Here is a 19,998-nt window from a genome sequence, read left to right on the forward strand (position 1 = left end):
AAGGCCTGCAGGACATGGCTTTCGATCGGCAGACGCATGCCGGCAAGGCCCGCCACCTGCCCCGAGCGGCCCGCCACAACAATGCCCACTTTCTTGGCACGGATCGCGCCGCGCGTGGTCTGCACGCCTGTCACGTGACCGGCTTCGGTGTCGATGCCCGTCACCTCGCAGTTCTGGATCAGATCCACGCCGCGCTGATCCGCACCGCGGGCATAGCCCCAGGCCACCGCATCATGCCGCGCCGTGCCGCCGCGCGAATGCCACAGCCCGCCGTATATGGGGAAACGCCCGTTGTCGAAATCGAGATAGGGCACCTTTTCGCGGACCTGGTCGGGGGTCAGCAGCTCGGCATCGTCGCCCTGGTTGCGCATGGCATTCCCGCGCCGGGCAAAGGCGTCGCGCTGCCCGTCCGAATGGCAGAGGTTCAGCACCCCGCGCTGGCTCATCATGGTGTTGAAATTCAGCTCCTGCTCCATGCCCTCCCAGAGCTTCAGGGAATGGGAATAGAACTCGGAGTTTCCAGGCAGGCCATAGTTTGCGCGAACAATGGTCGTGTTGCGACCGACGTTGCCTCCGCCCAGATAGCCCTTTTCCAGCACGGCGACATTGGTCAGCCCGTGCTCCTTGGCAAGGTAGAACGCGGTGGCCAGCCCGTGACCGCCGCCACCGATGATGACGATGTCATACTCGGGCTTGGGCGCGGGATCGCGCCAATGCGGGCGCCAGCCACGGTTGCCCGTCAGCCCCTGGGTCAGAACCTTCAAACCGGAAAAGCGCATCGCCCCCTCCAAAAGTACCGGGGCGTAGCAAAGCAGCCTCGCCGCCCGGGATCAATTCCCCCAGGCGACGGAACATGACGTTTTCGTGCCTGGCGCAGGCGGCTGAGCGTTCAGCCGTCACTCCAGACAATCTTGGGGGCAAAGCGCGGTCGGGTGAAGCCGTAATTGTAGAACAGCCCCGCACCGGTCAGCCCCGGGATAGCAAAGGGCGGATCGTAATAGGTCTCGGTCTCGACCACGATCACCCGTTCATTGTGCAGCATGTGAGGCAGTTGATCGTACATGTCCGTCACCTGCGCCGTCTGCAACGCGCTGAAACTGCCCCGGGTCTGTGACCACTCGGCCTCGTAGGAGCCATCGTTGTCGTTGTAGCGGACCAAAGTCACCCGCAGGGAGGAATCTCCGCCCGGCCGCACGAGGAAATCCAGCAGTTCGATCATCCCATCCAGGTAGGAGGCGTCGATCGGGTCCGTCTCGCGCGAGATGGCGTCGGAGATCGTGTAGGCCGCCTTGGTATTCAGCGCCTTGTAACGGAACGCATCGTGCAGCGAAAAGGTCGCGGCCAGCACGAAGAGGATGAAAGGCAGCCAGATCAGGCTTTCCAGTGCGACGTTGCCCCGGGTGTCGGCGGAGAAGCGGCGCAGGTGACAAAGGATCGAAGAGCGGTTCATGGCACTTACCTCGGTTCCTGAACGAATGCGGATGTGGCGACCAGCTGCGCATAGCCCTGCGCGTCCTTGGGCAGGGCCATGCCAAATGAGGTGGTCGGCATGGCGGGCTTGTACTTCAGGCAGGCGCGCAACAGCATCAACTGGTTGTCCAGCCCGGGCACGAAATTGCGCACCGGGCGCGGGTCTTCCTCGGCGTTGATGCAATCGGCGACCAGCGGAATGGCGGTAAAGTTGCGCGGGTCCACCTGCACCATTTCCAACCGCAGGTTCTCGGTGCAGCCGTCCACGATGACCGCCTCGTCGCAGATCTTCTGCCGCACTTCCTCGTAGGTGGGGATGGCGCCGGTGTTCAGCCGAATTTCCCGCGTCGCCAGATCCACCCCCCGTTCCAGCAGCGCGTGCCGCAAGTTCATGTAGCCCATCTCGACCGTTGCCGCGAGGATGAAGAAGAAGACCGTAAAATAGATCGAGAATTCGATCGTGCTCGACCCTTCTTCGTCGCGGCGGAACCCCTTGAGCATTTCAATCAGACGGTGGGTCATTGGATCAGCCTCAGGTTGTTGATCTGGCGCGCGATCGTATCGAAGGTCTCGTAGATCTCCGCGCCCTGGACGTGGAAGAAGTGACTGGCCGAAGAGGCGCAGGAGAGCATTTCGGCGGCGGCTGCGTCATCGGTTTCGAAGGCGATGGTGAACACGGTCACGCCACGTTGACGCGCCAGGTCACACTGCTTTTGCAGGTTGGTCTTGTTCGTGGACTGGAGCGCCAGATTGTAGTACGCACCCGCGCCCTGCTGCAGCAGTTCCACCTCACCGTTGACGGGGTCGCGGGGATCGTTCGGACGGAACTGCTCCGTCGTCTGGCCATCGGTCATCAGCACGATGTATTTCTCCGTCTCGGGGTCGTGCCAGTCGATCGGGCGACCTTCGAAACGCGCATCCACCAGGCCATTGGCGATCAGGTGGCTGACCTCGTCCCGGTTGGAGGGATCGAGCAGGGCCAGCCCGTACTTCATGCCATATTGGGTGCCCGTTCCGTCGTGCATCCGCATGTCCGCGATGAACTGCAACAGCGCGTCGCGGTCGGCAGAGTAATACTGCACGGCCATCTGCTCACCCGGACACCAGCCCCAGTCCATGACTTCTTCGTCGATCTCCCAGTGGTGGAAATGCGGGACATAGTCGTCGGACAATGGCAGTTCGGTGGTGTCGAACTCCGGGCCGTAGATCTCGACACAGGAGGAGGGCATGTTGATGTGGATCGGATCGTCGGCGCTTTCGTCTGTCGTATCCCCGCCGGCGGCCAGATCACCCATGTTCGGTGAAACGTAGGACTCTGCCCAGGCGGCATAGTCGATCGTGCCGTAGCTATAGGTGCTGCCGGGGATCTTGCCGCGGTTGCTGGTCGGGCCCAGGTCCGAGTCCGGCCCGTTATGGTCGCCCTTGACCTGGAAATACCGCGTTCTCTGCGTCCCGCCCTTGATAGAGATGCCCAGGAACTGGCCGGGATCGCTCAGCTTGCTGTCGTGGGCAATCATGTAGGCCACCGCTCCACGATAGAAGTCATCGACATCTCGCGGGGCGATCTCGGGGAAATCTTCGATCTTGTGAGCGCGGTTGTAGATATCGTCGCCATCGGTGTCGAAGTAGATCACGATGTTCGAGATCGCCTGGTCCCACGGGGGGAAATAGTCACCGTCGTCGACCACCGGCTCTGGATCGGGAGTGGGTTCAGGATCCGGATCGGGGATGTCCGGGCGTTCGCCGCGGAAATAGTCGAAAAGGATGTCGCCCGGGTTAACCTGGCCCGCGAAGGGGACAAGGTTCAGCGTGGTCACGCCGTTGGTCTCATCCGTCATCACCTTGTGGACAAAGTTCTGCGCCGCAGGCTTGAGCCGAACCATGCGCTCGTTCCAGCGCATCGACCCCGAGATATCCAGCACCAGGCTGATTTCCACGTTTGCGATCTTTTCCTCGGCAACGCTCAGCGCCGGTGGCGTCAGGCTGTCATAGCCGCTCATCTTGAGGAAATAGGTGGGGATGGTGGTTTCCCCCCAGGCCTTGACCGTCCGGTGGTTGAGTCCCCAGTCGATCTGGGTGCCCAGCAGGACGTGTTCCATTCCGGCCTTGTCCATGTAGTCGCGGACAACCGCGTCCGAGGACAGGTATTGGTCAAGGTCCGCCGCGGCCAGCACGGCGCGGTCCATCTGCGTCTGCATCTGGGCGCGTGTCGCTTCAAACCGCATGATGTCCACCGCAGCTCCGGAGATCACGAGGGTCAGCAGCAACATGAAGACGGAAAAAACCGTGACGTTGCCGTCTTCGGGTTTCAGAAACCGGCGCGTCCGTCCGTGTTTCGCTTGGCATAGGTCCATGACCATTCTCCCACTTCCACAGGCCCTTCTGGCCACGGTAGGGAATGGTTAACAAATGTGCCTGCATTGAGGCCGAAACCGGTACAGTATTGGTTTTTTTCCGTGTTTGTAGCGGCCTGGCATATCCAATCGGATAGGCCGCACTACCAATCGGCTTGGTTGAGGCCCTCATTGAATCAGCCTCAGATTGTTGATCTGACGAGCGATGCTGTCAAAAGCGTCGATGATCTCGGCACCGTGGACATGGAAGAAATGGCTGTCGGAAGAGGCGCAGAGCCGCATTTCCTCGGCAGCCGCGACCGATGTCTCGAAGGCGATGGTAAAGACCGTGACCCCCAGCTGTCTCGCCAGGTCGCACTGCTGGTAGAGGTGATCGAGGTTGGATGCCCGCCCGGTCCGAACGTGATAGCTGGCCGCCCCCTGGTTCAGCAATTCCACCTCGCCATTGATGGGAGCGTAAGGATCGTTGGGGCGGAACTGGTCGGTGACCTGGCCATCTGTCATCAGGACAATGTACTTTTCGGTCTCCGGATCGTCCCAGTCGATCGGACGGCCCTGGAAACGTGCCTCGATCACGCCTTCGGAGATCAGGTGGCTGACCGCGTCGCGAGTTGTCGGATCCAGCAAGGCCAGCGCGTATTTCATTCCGAATTGCGCGCCCGTGCCGTCATGCATCCGGATGTCGTCGATGAACTGAAGAAGGCTGGCCGCGTGATCCGAGTAATACTGGATCGCCGTGTCGTCCTCGGGACACCAGCCCCAGTCCATCACTTCGGGATCTTCGTCCCAGTGATGGAAATGGGGAACGTATTCGTCCGAGACGGGCAGGTTGGAATTCGCAAATTCAAACCCGTCGATCTCAATACAGCTGGACGGCATGTTGATGTTGATCTCGACCAGGCCCTGCGCGGCGCCCGGACCATCGTAGGAGGTTTCCCATGTCTCGTAGTCGATGCTGCCATAGCTGAAGGTCGAGCCGGGGATCTTGCCATTGTTCTTGGTCGGACCAAGATCGGACGCGGGGCCGTTGGAATCGCCGCGCACGGTGAAATAGCGCGTGGTCTGCGTACCACCCTTGATCGAGATGCCCAGGAACTCGCTGGACGAGCTGAGCTTTGTGTCATGCGCAACCGCATAGGCCGCCGCACCGCGAAAGAACGCGTCGACGTCCCGCGGGGCATCCTCGGGAAAGGACTCGATCTTGTGCGCCCGGTCAAAGATATCGTCACCGTCGGTGTCGAAATACATCACGATGTTCGAGATCGCCTGCTCCCACGGCGGGAAGAAATCCGGCGTGCCGCCTTCGGGCACCTCGGGTTCGACCACCGGGACAGAGGGCCGTTCGCCGCGGAAATACTCGAACATCTCGTCGCCCGGATTCACCGTGCCCGCGAAGGGGATCAGGTTCAGGGTCGTGACGCTTTCGGTGCTTTCCGACATGACCTTCTGGACAAAGTTCTTGGCCGCCGGCTTGAGGTTGTCCAGGCGCCCGTTCCAGCGCATCGACCCGGAAATATCCAGCACCAGGCTAATCTCGACGTTGGCGATGCGTTCCTCGGCAGTGGCCAGCGCGTTGGCGGGCAGGACATCCTGGCCGGACATGCGCAGGAAAAGGGTCGACAGGCTGGACGCCGCATCGGCGCTGACAGTGCGTTCGTTCACGCCCTGGGTAACGATGACACTGGTGACAAAGGCATCCAGCCCGGCCTTGCCGACGTAATCGTTGACTACGAAGGTCGGATCCTGGAACTGGTCCAGGTCGGCGGCGGCCAGCACCGCGCGGTCCAGCGTCGTCTGCAGCCGCGCCCGGGATGCCTCTTGCCGCATCAGGTCGACAGAGGCGCCCATGATCGTCATGGCCAGCAGAGCGATATAGACTGAATAGATGGTGATGTTGCCGCTCTCGTCACGGACGAAACGTCCGATCGCGCTGGAGTCGCGCAGCAGGGCAGAACGTGACGGGAATGCAAATCTTGCCATCTTGGGTCTCCGGTTTGGCCGCACGGCACGAAACCGGCGGAACGGGACCCGTTTTCGAGTAAGATTCGGTCAACCCTCCGGCCAGAAATGCGGCAGAAGAATGGCCTAACAAGATGATTTTCTACAAGTTCGGTCGGCATTCATCACAAAGGGCGACCGATCCGGCCGCCCTCTGCGCTGGAATTGCAGGGGTCAGAGTCCCTTTGCGCGATAGCTGGCCGCAACCCGGCCGATGGCCACGATGAAGGCGGCGGTGCGCAGGTCGGAGACGTCCTCGCGGCTGTGCCAGACCTCGCTGATCGACTGGTAGGCGGTGCGCATGGTGTCATCCAACCCCGAGCGCACCAGTTCCAGTTCATCCGCCCCGCGCAGGTAGCGTGCCTTGAAATCCGGCGTCATGGACCACTTGTCGCCAAGGTGATCCGACAGCCGTTCCAGTTCGCGCACGATCAGCTCGTGCCGGGCCTCTTCCTGGCGCCGCTGCATCCGGCCAAAGCGAATGTGGCTGAGGTTCTTGACCCATTCGAAATAGGATACCGTCACGCCGCCCGCGTTGGCGTACATGTCGGGAATGATGACTACGCCCCTTTCGCGCAGGATGTCATCGGCGCCGGCGGTGATCGGACCGTTCGCGGCCTCGATGATCAATGGCGCCTTGATGTTGTGCGCGTTGCCCAGGTTGATCACCCCTTCCAGAGCCGCCGGGATGAGGATGTCGCATTCCGCCTCCAGCACCTGCGCTCCATCGGCGGTATGATTGGCATCCGGATAGCCCGTCACACCACCATGACGGACGATCCAATCGCGCACCGCCTGCACGTCCAGCCCGTCGGGATTGAACAATGCGCCGTCCCTCTCGATGATCCCGGTGATCCGGGCACCGTCTTCCTCCTGCAGGAACTTGGCCGCGTGGAACCCGACGTTGCCAAGCCCCTGAACGACGACGCGCTTGCCATCCAGCGTGCCCGAGAGGCCCGCCCTGGCCTTGTCGTCGGGGTGGCGAAAGAACTCGCGCAGCGCATATTGCACACCGCGGCCCGTGGCCTCGGTCCGGCCCTGGATGCCGCCGGCATTGGTCGGCTTGCCGGTGACACAGGCATTGCCGTTGATGTCGGTGGTATGCATGCGCCGGTACTGGTCCGCGATCCAGGCCATCTCGCGTTCGCTGGTGCCCATGTCGGGCGCGGGCACGTTCTGCGAGGGGTTGATGAGATCGCGCTTGATCAGCTCGTAGGCAAACCGCCGGGTGATCTGTTCCAGCTCGTGCTCATCGTATTGGCGGGGATCCACGCAAAGCCCCCCCTTCGACCCGCCGAACGGCGTTTCGACCAGGGCGCATTTATAGGTCATCAGCGCGGCCAGCGCCTCGACCTCGTCCTGGTTGACCTCGGGGGCGAAGCGGATGCCGCCCTTGACCGGTTCCATGTGTTCGGAATGCACCGAGCGATAGCCCGTGAACGTCTGGATCTTGCCCCGCAGCCGCACGCCGAAGCGAACCGTGTAGGTGGCGTTGCACACCCTGATCTTTTCCTCCAGCCCCGGCGGCAGGTCCATCAGCGCAACCGCGCGGTTGAACATAAGATCGACTGACTGTCTGAAGGTCGGCTCATTGGACGGCACGACGGGCCGCTCGGTAACGACGGACATGGGTTTCCTTCCTTTCCAGTGTCCGCGCGGGGCGCGCTGCACCCCGCGCGCATGGCTCCTCTTGACGGGAGCACGCGGGATCAGCCTAGCCCGGCATGGCCTGTGTCCCAACCCCGGATTTGTCCGAGTCGCCCGCGGGGCCTGCAACAGGCACCCGCAAGGCCTCCCACAACCCAAGGGGGACCATCGTCGGCAAGGGTGAAACAATGCCCACAAGTTGCTCCGCACTGTCCAGACAACTCTCTAGAATTCAACGAAAACTCAATTCTAACTGCCCAAGTTTGGCCATTTTGAAATGGCATAAAATTGTCATCAAAACTGATCCGTCCACGGTTTCTGGGGCTGCCGTGACGACCCGGTTGAAAGGTGTCCGAATGTTTAGATCAACCACCAGCCTCACGGCGATTGCACCCTGCGGCAAGGGCCTGCGGGACAGGCTCCGCCACTTTGCAACCGACACGTCCGGCAACATGTCCTACCTCGCGATCGTCGGATCGCTGGTCATGATGATTTTCGGCGGTGTCGGCGTCGACATGATGCATGCCGAACTGAAGCGCACCAAGGTGCAGAACACGCTCGACCGCGCCGTGCTGGCCGCTGCCAACATCGAGAACGTGCAAGCGCCCGAGATCGTTGTCCGCGATTATCTGACGGTCATGGGCCTGGGCGATGCGCTGACGTCGGTTCAGGCCGAACAGGGTTTGTCTTCAAAACGTGTGGCTGCAATGGGCGAGGCTTCGATCCATTCGGGCTTCATGTCCCTGATCGGCGTGAACTCGTTGGATGCCTCGGGACTTGCCGCAGCCGAGTATTCCAGTTCCAACCTGGAAATCTCGATGGTGCTCGACGTGTCGGGGTCGATGGCCGGAAACAGCAAGATCGACAACCTGCGCAACGCTGCACAGGAATTCGTAGACATCCTGATGCCCCCCGGGACCGATACCGGGGTTTCGATCTCAGTCGTTCCTTACAACGCCACTGTGAACATGGGTACGACGGTGTCGCAATACTTCACCCTGGACCGCCAGCATCACCATTCAGCTTGTGCCGAGTTCTCTGCGGATTCCTTTGCAACAACGGCGCTTTCACCGGAAACACCGCTGGAACAGGTCGGCCACTTCGACCCCTATTCGCGCTCGACCATCGGAGGCTATACCCCCTACCAGTGGTGCCGCGACGGCGAAAATGCCGCGATCCTGCCGCATAGTTCAGACGCCACCCAGTTGAAGACGCAGATCGGCGCACTTGAGGCCTGGGGCAATACGGCGATCGACGTCGGCATGAAATGGGGCACCGCGCTGCTTGATCCTGCTGCTCGTCCCGCGGTCCAGGCTATGGTTGGCGATGGCCTTGTAGCCGTCTCGAATGCCTCGCGCCCCGTGGATTTCGACGTGAACAACACGGTGAAATACATCGTCGTGATGACAGACGGAGAAAACACCACGCAATACGACCTGCCCGACAACATGAAGGATCCTGGCGCGATGACCGGCGTCTGGGTCAATACCAAGGGCACCGAGACCTTTGCCGACGATGACTACTCGGTGCGCCTGGAACGTTATAGAACCGGCAGCGACATCACCAACTACTTCCCGACCTATTCGCAGGACATTTCGAACATCGTGTTCTACTTCGACACGAACAACGACGGAATACAGGATATCGCGCACAAGATCGAAGGTTTCCCGAATGGAGGACCGAAGGACCTTGACGATTTCCTGGAAGGTGCGATCGCGACCCTGATCGCAACGGATGGGGATCTGACCGACAGCGCGCATTTCATGGGCGCGTCGATCAAGGCCGGGAACACCTCCCTGTATTACGGAGTGAACGACGATACCAATGGCACTCTGCCCGACGTCGGACCGACCATGAACCACGAGACGATCCCGGGCAAGACACACAACTACTCGACCTTCGACTTCACGAGCTGGTCAACCGGAACCGAGATCGCGAAATACTACTGGACCCGCACTGGCAACGACTGGTCAGAGCGTTATCAGTCCACGGTCGACGGGCTTGGCGGCAATCCTGATCACATCCACGAGCTGAATTACACCGAACTCTACGACCGTTTCGGCACGCAGGCGGCCGCAAGCCACCTTTTCTCGCAGCCGGTCAACCACGGTTACATCAGCAGTGCGCGCTACTGGACGATTTCGCAACCTTACGAGGTCGTTGCGGGCCCAAACAGCGCCGATGCGCGACTGGATGCGATCTGCGACTCCGCCAAGGCCCAGGGCATCGTGGTCTTTGCCATCGGTTTCGAAGCCCCCCCGCGCGGTCTGGAGGCCATGGCGAACTGCGCTTCTTCCCCCGCGCATTTCTTCGACGTCAACGGCACCGATCTGCATGACACTTTCGCAGGTATCGCACGCACCATCACCCAACTGAGGCTGACCCAATGACCCGCGCATCCTTTCCCGCCCTGCGCCGCTTCTGGTCCGACGAGGCAGGCAACGCGGTGGTTCCCTACGCCCTTTGGGTTCCGCTGTTCGTGGCGATCATCGTCTCGGCGGTCGAGATCGGAATGATCACCGTGCGCCATACCCAGCTGGAACGCGCGCTCGACCAGTCCGTGCGCGATCTGAAAATCGGCGTGACCGCGCCCAGCCACGACGTGCTCAAGGCGGCGATCTGTGCCAAGACCACCGTCCTGCCCGGCTGCACCGAGACGCTACAGCTGGAAATGATCCCGCTGAACATGCGCAACTACGTCGAACCACCGGCCTCGGCCGATTGCGTCGATGTCAGCCAGGAGGCGACACCGCAACGCAGTTTCAGCCACGGAGGCGGAGGCCAGGTGATGTTCCTGCGCGCCTGCTACAAGTTCCGTCCGCTGACACCGGCTTCCACGCTGAACGCCAGCCTGCCCAAGGACGCCGAAGGCTATACCGCCATCGTGTCGACCTCTGCCTTTGTCTACGAGCCCAGCTGAGGAGATCCAGCCATGCGCCTTCCCTCTTTCCTTTCGCGCTTTGCCCGCGACTCTCGTGGCTTCGTCAACGTCGAGGCGGTCATCGTCTTTCCCGCGCTGCTGTTCCTCTTCGGTGTCGGATGGACCTATTTCGACGCCTTCCGCCAACAGGCCGTCAACCAGAAGGCCAATTACGTCATCGGCGACATGCTCTCGCGCGAGACCGAGGCGATCACGCCGGATTACCTGACCAATGCCCGCCACCTTTTACGCCACCTAACCAAAACCGGCGGCGCCGACAGCGACCTGCGCATCACCATCGTGCAGTACAGCGACAGCTATGGCGGATGGCGGGTCAGCTGGTCTCAGCAGCGCGGCGACTATCCGAGCCTCTCCAACGCGGATCTCGCGGCCTATGCAGACAAGCTGCCGTCGGGCGTGAACGGCGAACAGCTGATCCTGGTCGAGACATGGGACAGCTACAGCCCGGTGTTCAGTGTCGGCCTCGATGCCTTCGAGATCCGAACCTACAGTTTCACGCGCCCGCGCTATGCGCCGCAAGTCGTCTTTGAGCAGCCGGCCTGATTACCCCAAACGGCTGCCCGAAAGGCAGGGGGCCGCGGCATCTGCCGTGGCCCCTTCGCTGTCTGGTCAGCTGTTTCTCTGACTCAGCAGGTGGATCATGATGTCCGCCACAGGCTTGGTCTGAGAGGCCGCAGTGACGCCACCGATAGCCACCCGCCGGCCCAGCCGCCACCACAGGCCCAGCCGCCAGACGCGGGACCCCGGCTCCTTCAGGATGATGATGAACCCGTTCGACGGCTTCATCGCGAACATCCCTCGGTCGACCTTTTCGATCTCGTCCAGGCGGGCCACCACGGTGCCGTCGCTGTCGGTCAGCGCGTCTTCGGTCAGGATCAGCGAATGCCCCGTGGCCTGCCACATGACCTGACCCGCCCAGAGCGCCCCGGCACCCAGCGCGATCAGCACGACCTTCCAGCCCAGCGCCATTCCCGCCGTCATGAAGGCCATCCACAGCATCAGGCCACCCAGGCCCAGCATCGAGACGACCCCGATCACCCGGCGCGATGCGGATGTCGTGATGCGTGCCAGTTCTTCCTCTGCCATCTCCGGGCCTCCCGCGGTTGCGCCGTTCCGTCCTACTGTGGGTCCGACCCGGGGGAAAGCCCCCAGCCCGCCCAACATCCGTGCAAAAGGCCTGAAATCGCGCCACTTTCGGCGCGTGCCGCTTCCAAGGTCGGGCGCGACGGGATTATATTGGAAGCATGACCACAGCCGGACCATCCGCGATGACGCCGCCCGCACAGCTTTCCAACCGCCTGCGCGCCCTGTTGATGCGCATCTATCCCGACCGTGACACCGATGAACTGACCGCCCAGGTGATCGAGGCCTTCTGGCCGGAAAGCGCCTCGGCCCGCAAGCGTGCTCGCAAGCCGGGCAATGCGCTCTGGTCGCAGAAAGACGCGGTGCTGATCACCTACGGCGACAGCCTGATCGACGGGGTCTACAAGCCGCTGGACCTGCTACGCGACTTCCTCGGCAACTACATGCCGGGCGTGGTGAACGGCGTGCATATCCTGCCCTTCTTTCCCTTCACCTCGGACGACGGCTTTGCCGTCACCGATTACCGCAAGGTGAACCCGACGCTGGGCGACTGGCCCGACATCAGTCGGATCGGCGCGGAATGGCACCTGATGTCCGACCTGGTGCTGAACCATGTCTCAAGCCAAGGCACCTGGTTCAACGCCTACCGGCAGGGACAGGAACCCTACGACAAGTTCTTTTACGAAGCCTCACCCGAAGATGACCTTTCTGCCGTGGTCCGTCCCCGCACCACGCCGCTTTTGCAGGAGGTCGAAACCTCGAACGGGCTCAAGCATGTCTGGTGCACCTTCAGCCATGACCAGGTGGACCTGGATTTCCGCAACCCCGAGGTGCTGCTGGAGATCATCCGCATCATCCGGTTGCACGTCGATGCCGGGGTCAAAATCATCCGCCTGGATGCCGTGGCCTTCATCTGGAAGGAGCCGGGCACGCCCTCGATCCACCTGCCCAAGACACATGCCATCGTGCAACTCTTGCGCGTGCTGGCGGATTTCGCAGCCGAGCCGATCGTCCTGCTGACCGAAACCAATGTCCCCAAGACGGAGAACCTCAGCTATTTCGGCCAGTTGAACGAGGCGCACTGGATCTACAATTTCCCGCTGCCGCCCCTGATCCTGCATGCGATGCTGGCCGGCGACGCACGGGCGCTGTCGAACTGGCAGCGGGCCATGCCCCCGGCGCCGCAAGGCTGCGCCTACCTCAACTTCTCGTCCAGCCACGATGGTATCGGGATGCGCCCCGCCGAAGGTCTGCTGCCGGACGAAGAAATCGCCCAGATGATCAAGACCGTGCAGGCCACTGGCGGCCTTGCCTCGATGCGGGCGCTGCCCGGCGGCGGCACGGCGGTCTACGAGCTGAACACCACCTTCTTTTCCGCCATGCAGCGCACCTACAAGGGCGAGGACGGGCTGCAGGTGGATCGTTTCATCTGCTCGCAGACCATCGTCATGTCGCTGGAGGGCATCCCGGCCTTCTACATCCATGCCATGCTGGCGACGGAAAACGACCTGGAGGGGGTGGCGCGGCGCGGCATGAACCGGGCGATCAACCGGCATCGCTGGAACTACCCGGAACTGCGGGACAAGCTGGCCGACCCGGACAGCGACCAGTCCCGCGTTCTGACGGCACTGTCGGACCGCTTGCGGCTGCGCACGAAACAACCGGCCTTTCATCCAAACGCGACCAATTTCACGCTCTCCGTGGATGACAGGGTCTTTGCGGTCTGGCGTCAGGCACTGGATCGCAGCCAGTCGATCTTTGCCCTGCACAACGTCTCTGCCGAAGAGGTGGACCTGCCGCCCAAGTCGCTGAACCTGATTGCGGACGAGGAATGGATCGACCTGCTGTCGGGCGAGACCCTGCACCCCGAAGAGGACGGCGTGACGCTGGCCCCCTACCAGTGCCGCTGGATCACCAACAAGGCGTAAACGCCGGATGCGCACAGCGGCGGGTTCATGCTAGGATCGCGTAATAGTTGTGTCACGCCCGCCGATCCGCAGGGCTGCGCGGCATTGGCGAAAGGAAGCGACATGGCAGAGTACAGGCGGCCCGGCGTCTACATCCAAGACGTCAGCTCCGGCGCCCACCCGATCACCGGCGTCGGCACCTCGACTGCTGCCTTCCTGGGTGTCGCACCGCAAGCCGATGCCCACCTGCGCAAGCCCGTCTTCGTCACGTCCTGGCCAGGCTTCCAGCGCCGTTTTCAAGGTGACGGTCAGGGCAGCACCCCGCTATCGCTTGCCGTTGACGGGTTTTTCCAGAACGGCGGCGCGCGGCTTTACGTCGTCAACCTGGGCCAAGACGCCACGACCATCTCGGCGGATGACCTTGAAACCCTGTCGGCGATGGAAGGCATCAGCCTCATCGCCGCGCCCGGCTTCACCGACGCCGACAGCGTCGAGGCCATCCTTACCAACTGCGAGACCCGAAAGGACCGTTTCGCCGTTCTGGACATGGCCGAAGGTGGGGCGATTGCCGACCTTGCCCGCACGCAGGATCAAGGCGGCCTGCGCCCCCGCAATGCGTTGCAGGGTATGGCAGCGGTCTATGCCCCCTGGATCGAGGTCCGCGACCCCGAGACCGGGGAAATGATCGCCTGTCCCCCGTCCGGCCATATATGCGGGGCCTACGCGGGCAATGACTCCACGCGCGGCGTCCATCATGCCCCCGCCAATCTGCCACTCCGCGGGGCACTTGGGCTTTCACGTCTGTTCACCGATGCCGATCAGGACATCCTGGCCCCGGCCTGCGTGAATGCCATCCGGCAATTTTCCGACGGGATCCGGATCTGGGGCGCGCGCACCCTGACGGGGGCGGACAGCGAATGGCGATACGTCAATATCCGCCGGTTGTTGACACTGATCGAACTCTCCATCCAGCAAGGCACGCGATGGGCTGTCTTCGAACCGAATGACGACACCCTCTGGAAATCCATCCGCCGCGACGTCTGGGAATTCCTGAACATGCTCTGGCGCGACGGGGCCTTGATGGGGTCGACAACCCAAGAGGCGTTCTTCGTCAGGTGCGATGCCACCACCATGACTCAAGCCGACCTCGATGCGGGCCGGCTGATCATCGAGATCGGCGTGGCCCCGGTCAGACCTGCGGAGTTCGTCGTGATCCGGATCATGCAAACCACCTCCGACTCCGAGGTCTGAGCCATGCCTGACGATCCCGGCCTTGCCGCCCTCTTTACCCTGTATCTTGACGGTGAGGCGGTCGCCCGCTTCCAGGACATCGAGGGCATGGGCGCCCGTATCGACGCGATCCCCTATCGCGAGGGCGGCGCCGGTTCCGGTTCCGTGCGGCATCTACCGGGCAAGGCCAAGGTATCGCCCGTAACCCTGCGGCATGGCGCGACCGTGGACAGCCGGCTTTGGGATTGGTGCAACGCGACGGTGACGGGCAACATCTCCCGTCGCACCGTCCTTGTCACGCTTTCCGCCCAGGACGGCGGATCGGAAGCTGCCAGGTGGACCCTTTTCGAGGCCTGGCCGTCGAGCTTTCGCGCCGATCCGCTGGACAAGCAAAGGGACGAAATCGCCTTCGGCTCCCTGACGCTGGTCTACGACCGCCTGGAACGCGATTGACGCAATGTCAGGCCGCCACGCGGGCGGAATGCGCGCCTTGCGTCTTGCTCGCCTGCCCGGCGACATAGACCTCTTCGACAGCCCGGTCGTCGCCCATGACCTGCAGGATGAACAGTTCTTCGGACAGAGTCTCTGCGCGTTCCATGCGCAGCGCCATCGCCCCAGTCGCGCTGGCGTTCAGCACGACGATGTCCGCCTCGGTGCCTTCCTCCAGCGTTCCGATCCGGTCTGCCATGCCCAGCACTTCGGCGTTGCCGCGCGTGGCCCAGTCGAAGGCTTGCAAGGGATGCAGCGCCTGCCCCTGCAGTTGCAACACCTTGTAGCCCTCGTTCAGAGTCTGCAGCATGGAATAACTGGTGCCTGCCCCCACGTCCGTGGCGATCCCGCTGGTGATCCCGCGCGCCGACAGCCCGCCATGATCGAACAGGCCAGAGCCAAGGAAAAGGTTGGAAGTCGGACAAAACACCGGATGCGCGCCACTCTCTGCCAGGGCGTCGATCTCGCGCGGCTCAAGGTGGATGGCATGGCCCAGCAGGCTGTTGCCCCGCAAGAGGCCATAGGTCTGGTAGACGTCCAAGTAGTCGCGCGCCTGCGGGTAGAGGTCCAGCGTATAGGCGATTTCGTCGCGGTTTTCCGACAGGTGGGTCTGGATGTGGCAAGTCGGGTTTTCCAACGCCAAGGCCTGCGCCATCTCCATCTGTTCCGGCGTCGAGGTGATGGCGAAACGGGGCGAGATGACATAGTCGCAACGCCCTGTGCCGTGCCACTTGCCGATCAGCGCCGTGCTGTCGTCATACCCCGATTGCGGCGTGTCGCGCAGCCCGTCCGGCGCATTGCGATCCATCAGCACCTTGCCGCCCAGCATCCGCATGTTCCGGCGGGTGGCTTCGGCGAAATAGGCCTCGACCGAGGTGCCATGCACCGAACAGTAGGCCACGGCGCTGGTCGTGCCATGCGCAACGAGTTGATCCATGAAGGCCGTCGCCATGCGCGCGGCGTGCGCCTCATCGGCAAAGCGGGTTTCCTCGGGGAAAGTGTAGCTGTTCAACCAGTCCAGCAGTTGTGCGCCCCAGGAGGCGATCACCTGGACCTGCGGAAAATGGATATGCGTGTCGATGAACCCGGCCATCAGCAGGTGCGGGCGATGATCTGTCACGGGCACGCCGGCGGCCTCCTTGGCCACTTCGTCGAAATCGCCGCGCCGGACGATCATCCCGTCCCGCAGCCACAGGGCGCCGTCCTCGATGTAGGTAAAGGCGTCGGTATCCTCACCATCCGCCGGGGCGCGGTGAAAGCTCAGGATGCGGCCGCGCAGGAGTGTCTCTGTCATGGGGTATCTCATCATTTGGCGGGGCGGCCTGCGGGGCCGCCCCTTGGTGTGTCAGGCGCGCTGCGCGGGCGGAATATCGTCCATCATGTCGGGTTCGTCCGGCACGATCACGCGCTCTTCCAGGTCCTCTTTCGGAGCCACGAGCGGGTAGAGGTACAGGAAGGCCCCGATGATGACGTAGCCCAGGGTGATCCCGTCGAACTGCGGCATCTGAAGGGTCGGCGCATGGATGATCCCCAGCGAGGACATCGCGGCTGCCGCCAGCGCAAAAGCCCCCGCCATGCGGAACCGCGCGTCGATCACGTCGGCCACGATGGCGCCCCAGATCAGCCCGGTCAGGATCGCCCCCTGGCTGAGCGCAAGATGACCCTCGTAATGCGCCCCTTCCATCAACAGGGCAGCGGTCAGGTTCGCATCCCCCAGGGCGGGCAGCCCTTCGACACCGGATGCGCGCAGCGCGTTCATCAGCGAGCCCCATTTGACCATCAGGAACTCCGAGATATGCGGCAGGATGGCAAAGGACACGGCGGCCATGTGCATCGGCTTGATCGACCAGGCGGTGTTGGTGATCAGGCTGACCGAGACGAAGACCAGCACGGGCGCCGCGGCGGCAATCGGGATCAACCCGGCCAGGAAGGACAGGAAGCCCAGGAAGGCGGCGGCGGCGATCAAAAGGGCAACCCCGACGATATAGCCCGCATGCGCATCCAGCCGCTTGTAGGCCGGGTGACCGATGTAGACCGTGGTCGGGAACGGGGAACCGAAGACGGCGCCGATCATCGTGCCCGCCCCGTCCGTCACCTGGCACAGGCCCACGGGATAGCTGTCCCCGGCGGCCTCGGCGCTCTCGACGTTGTTCATCGTCTCGATGAAGTTGTAGATCTGCACCGGGATCAGCACCAGGAACAGCTCGGGGTTGGCGAACAGGTACTGGATGCCCGCGATCATGTCGCCGATGTAGGGCACCGGCGGATAGGCCCCGACGCCGGAGAAATCGAACTTTGCCTCGCCCAGAACGATGGCGATCACCGTGCCGGCGCCGATGGCCACAAGGCCCGCGGGCACGTTGCCCGGCAGGCGGAACCGCCCGATCAGCCCCCAGAGGATGAACAACAACGAGGTGAAGCCGATGACCGGGTTTTCAAAGATCTCGGCCAGCGGCACCGACCCGATAAAGACCAGAGCGATACCGCAGAGCGTGCCCAGCATCCCCGCGCGCGGCGTGATACGTTTGAGGTAGGGCCCAACCACGGCGCCCAACGCCGCCACGATTCCGCCCATGAACCCCGCGCCGATGCCCACCTGCCAGGCCAGCAACGGATCCTGCGTCGCCCAGTAGATCGGCCCGATGACGCCAAAGAGATAGACGAACATCACCGGCGTCGAGATGCCGTAGGGCAATGCGGTCACGTCCCGGCCCTGGCGCGTCGCCGCCCATTTCGCCATGAGCGTGTAAACCGCGACGCCCGCCAGGATGGCCACCGCCGCACCAGGCACGATGCGGCCATAGACGATCTCCGGCGGCATCTGGAACACGAACTGGCAGACCCCGGACAAGATCAGCAGGTTCACAAGGTTGTCGGTGAACAGCGCCCAGAAGGCGCTGAAATCGCTGCGTGTAAACAGCCTGTAGCTATAGGTTCCCCCGTCCATGACGGCTTCCTCCTCCGATATGACCAGTCCCAGGGCCCGAGGGATCAGGCCCACATTCCTCTCTGGTCGTGGTGATGGCCCGATCGGGGTGTTGGCCCCGTCTCCCTTGGGCCGGCTGCGGCAGGTTCAGAGGTCAATTCAGCCATGACTTCGGCCACGACAAAGGCCGCGATCAGGCTGGGCCGCTTGTCGCGGCTACCGCTTGCCCCGATGGGGCAAATCAGTTTGTCGATGTCGCCGCTCTCGCAGTTCCGGCGCATCCAGTTCTTGAATTTCACCCGCTTGGTGGCAGAGCCGATCATGCCGACATAGGCCGCGTCACCGCGTTCCAGGGCGGATGACGCCAGCAGGAAATCCAGCGCGTGATCATGGGTCAGCACGATAAAGGCGCTGCCCGCCGGGGCGGTCATGATGTCGATCTCGGGGATCGCGCGGACCCGGGTGTCCACATCCGCCGAACACAGGGCGATTTCCTCGGGCCGGGTGTCGATCACGACGCAGTGCACGGGCAGATTCTGCAACTGGTCGGCCAGCGCGCGGCCCACGTGTCCGGCACCCAGAACGTAGACATGCGGGCGCGTCTCAGTGGCCTCGCTGTCACGCCGGATCGCCGCGCGCATGTCCGAGCCGCGCATCCGCGTCAGGGTCATCTCGACCCGCCCACCACAGCATTGGCCGATCTCGGGGCCCAGCGGCAGGTCCAGCGACTGGCTCAGATCCCCGTCCCGCAACATCTCGCGGGCGGTTTCGATCGCGCGGTATTCCAGTTGTCCGCCCCCGATGGTGCCCCAGAGGGCCGCGGCGGCGACGAACATCTCTGTCCCCTCCCCGCGCGGGGAAGAGCCGCGCACGCGGCTCAGCTCCACGCGGACTACCGCCTTTTCCGCGCCGAGGAATTCCGCCAATGACCTGACTGCGGATGCCATCGGATCAGCCCCCGGCCTGCAGGCGTGTGACGGCCATCAGCACGCGTTCCGGCGTGGCCGGGGCATCGAGGCGCGGACAGACCCGGTAGTCCGCGACAGAGGCCACCGCCATCGACAGGGCCTCGAACACGGAGATGCCCAGCATGAAGGGCGGCTCACCCACGGCCTTGGACCGCTTGATCGTCAGCTCGCGGTTTTCCGACCAGTCGGCAAGGTTCACGTTGAAGATGCGCGGCCGGTCCGAGGCCAGCGGGATCTTGTAGGTCGACGGCGCGTGTGTCCGCAGCCGGCCCGCGTCATCCCACCAGAGTTCCTCGCTGGTCAGCCAACCCATGCCCTGCACAAAGGCGCCTTCGACCTGGCCCTTGTCCAGCACCGGGTTCAGCGAGCGGCCCACGTCATGCAGGATGTCCGTCCGGTCGATCCGGTATTCCCCGGTCAGCGTGTCGATGGTGACCTCGGAACAGGAGGCGCCATAGGCGAAATAGTAGAACGGGCGCCCCTGCCCCTTGTCGCGGTCCCAGTGAATCTTGGGCGTCTTGTAGAACCCCGCCGCCGAGAGTTGCACCCGCGCCATGTAGGCAGCCTTGATGAACTTGTCGAAGGGCAGCACCTCGTCGCCGATATGCACCTGGTTGGCAAGGAACCGGACGGCCTCGGGGGCCACGCCCCATTTCTCGGCGGCGAACTCCACCAGCCGCGCCTTGATCTGCTCGACCGCGTTCAGCGCCGCCATGCCATTCAGGTCGGACCCCGAAGAGGCCGCAGTGGCCGAGGTATTCGGCACTTTCTCGGTCGTGGTCTTGGTGATCTTGATACGCTCGAAATCGACCTGGAAGGCATCCGCCACAACCTGCGCCACCTTGGTGTTCAGGCCCTGCCCCATCTCCGTCCCGCCGTGGTTCAGGTGGATGGAGCCGTCGTTGTAGACATGCACCAAGGCGCCCGCCTGATTGTACCAGGTCGCGGTAAAGGAGATGCCGAATTTCACCGGCGTCAGCGCGAT

Annotated in this window: 17 protein-coding genes; 6 read left to right on the plus strand and 11 right to left on the minus strand. The window is 63.0% G+C overall.

Features of this window, described 5'->3' with window-relative positions:
• The 6 genes from PVW46_RS14820 to PVW46_RS14845 all read right to left on the minus strand — a co-directional run.
• Positions 1-779 (minus strand): FAD-dependent oxidoreductase (locus PVW46_RS14820; RefSeq protein ID WP_274576402.1); only part of this gene is annotated, 779 nt, incomplete at its 3' end.
• 110 nt (positions 780-889) lie between these two features.
• Positions 890-1,450 (minus strand): TadE/TadG family type IV pilus assembly protein, encoded by a 561-nt coding sequence (locus PVW46_RS14825; RefSeq protein WP_069208122.1) that lies wholly within the window; start codon positions 1,448-1,450, stop codon positions 890-892.
• 5 nt (positions 1,451-1,455) lie between these two features.
• Entirely contained in the window at positions 1,456-1,992 is a 537-nt protein-coding gene (locus tag PVW46_RS14830; protein ID WP_043144614.1) for a TadE/TadG family type IV pilus assembly protein, read from the minus strand.
• Positions 1,989-3,824 carry a Tad domain-containing protein gene (locus PVW46_RS14835; RefSeq protein WP_274576406.1) on the minus strand — a complete coding sequence of 612 codons (1,836 nt, stop codon included), beginning with the start codon at positions 3,822-3,824 and terminating at the stop codon, positions 1,989-1,991. The genes PVW46_RS14830 and PVW46_RS14835 overlap by 4 nt, the downstream gene beginning before the upstream one ends.
• A gap of 168 nt (positions 3,825-3,992) precedes the next feature.
• Positions 3,993-5,804, minus strand: coding sequence for a TadE/TadG family type IV pilus assembly protein (locus PVW46_RS14840; RefSeq protein WP_069208120.1), 1,812 nt, complete (start codon positions 5,802-5,804; stop codon positions 3,993-3,995).
• 192 nt (positions 5,805-5,996) lie between these two features.
• On the minus strand, positions 5,997-7,451 hold the full coding sequence (locus tag PVW46_RS14845) for a Glu/Leu/Phe/Val family dehydrogenase (protein WP_069208119.1): 1,455 nt from the start codon (positions 7,449-7,451) through the stop codon (positions 5,997-5,999).
• A gap of 374 nt (positions 7,452-7,825) precedes the next feature.
• Between PVW46_RS14845 and PVW46_RS14850 the strand changes: the two genes are divergently transcribed.
• From PVW46_RS14850 to PVW46_RS14860, 3 genes are read left to right on the plus strand one after another with little or no spacing between them, the layout of a single operon-like run.
• Entirely contained in the window at positions 7,826-9,859 is a 2,034-nt protein-coding gene (locus PVW46_RS14850; RefSeq protein WP_069208118.1) for a Tad domain-containing protein, read from the plus strand.
• Complete coding sequence (locus PVW46_RS14855; RefSeq protein ID WP_069208117.1) at positions 9,856-10,389, plus strand: TadE/TadG family type IV pilus assembly protein; 534 nt, start codon at positions 9,856-9,858, stop codon at positions 10,387-10,389. The genes PVW46_RS14850 and PVW46_RS14855 overlap by 4 nt, the downstream gene beginning before the upstream one ends.
• Before the next feature lie 12 nt (positions 10,390-10,401).
• A complete protein-coding gene (locus PVW46_RS14860; protein ID WP_069208116.1) occupies positions 10,402-10,953 on the plus strand; it encodes a TadE/TadG family type IV pilus assembly protein in 552 nt (183 codons plus the stop codon).
• Positions 10,954-11,019: 66 nt separating this feature from the next.
• Here the strand turns inward: PVW46_RS14860 and PVW46_RS14865 are convergent, their stop codons facing one another.
• Positions 11,020-11,496 (minus strand): hypothetical protein, encoded by a 477-nt coding sequence (locus PVW46_RS14865; RefSeq protein ID WP_069208115.1) that lies wholly within the window; start codon positions 11,494-11,496, stop codon positions 11,020-11,022.
• Positions 11,497-11,678: 182 nt separating this feature from the next.
• On the opposite strand from PVW46_RS14865, the gene PVW46_RS14870 reads away from it, so the two are divergent.
• From PVW46_RS14870 to PVW46_RS14880, 3 genes are all read left to right on the plus strand, one after another.
• Entirely contained in the window at positions 11,679-13,421 is a 1,743-nt protein-coding gene (locus PVW46_RS14870; RefSeq protein WP_069208114.1) for an alpha-amylase family glycosyl hydrolase, read from the plus strand.
• Positions 13,422-13,523: 102 nt separating this feature from the next.
• Positions 13,524-14,651 carry a phage tail sheath family protein gene (locus tag PVW46_RS14875; RefSeq protein WP_069208113.1) on the plus strand — a complete coding sequence of 376 codons (1,128 nt, stop codon included), beginning with the start codon at positions 13,524-13,526 and terminating at the stop codon, positions 14,649-14,651.
• A 3-nt stretch (positions 14,652-14,654) separates the two neighbouring features.
• On the plus strand, positions 14,655-15,083 hold the full coding sequence (locus PVW46_RS14880) for a phage tail protein (RefSeq protein ID WP_069208112.1): 429 nt from the start codon (positions 14,655-14,657) through the stop codon (positions 15,081-15,083).
• 7 nt (positions 15,084-15,090) lie between these two features.
• Here the strand turns inward: PVW46_RS14880 and guaD are convergent, their stop codons facing one another.
• The 4 genes from guaD to PVW46_RS14900 all read right to left on the minus strand — a co-directional run.
• Entirely contained in the window at positions 15,091-16,413 is a 1,323-nt protein-coding gene (gene guaD, locus PVW46_RS14885) for a guanine deaminase (protein ID WP_069208111.1), read from the minus strand.
• A 51-nt stretch (positions 16,414-16,464) separates the two neighbouring features.
• Positions 16,465-18,066: a xanthine/uracil/vitamin C permease gene (locus tag PVW46_RS14890; RefSeq protein WP_069208163.1), complete on the minus strand. Its 1,602-nt coding sequence runs from the start codon at positions 18,064-18,066 to the stop codon at positions 16,465-16,467.
• A 44-nt stretch (positions 18,067-18,110) separates the two neighbouring features.
• Entirely contained in the window at positions 18,111-18,992 is an 882-nt protein-coding gene (xdhC, locus tag PVW46_RS14895) for a xanthine dehydrogenase accessory protein XdhC (protein WP_069208110.1), read from the minus strand.
• A 4-nt stretch (positions 18,993-18,996) separates the two neighbouring features.
• Positions 18,997-19,998 (minus strand): molybdopterin cofactor-binding domain-containing protein (locus PVW46_RS14900; RefSeq protein WP_274576412.1); only part of this gene is annotated, 1,002 nt, incomplete at its 5' end.

Source organism: Mameliella sp. AT18, from assembly GCF_028807275.1.
Classification (GTDB): Bacteria; Pseudomonadota; Alphaproteobacteria; order Rhodobacterales; family Rhodobacteraceae; genus Antarctobacter; species Antarctobacter albus.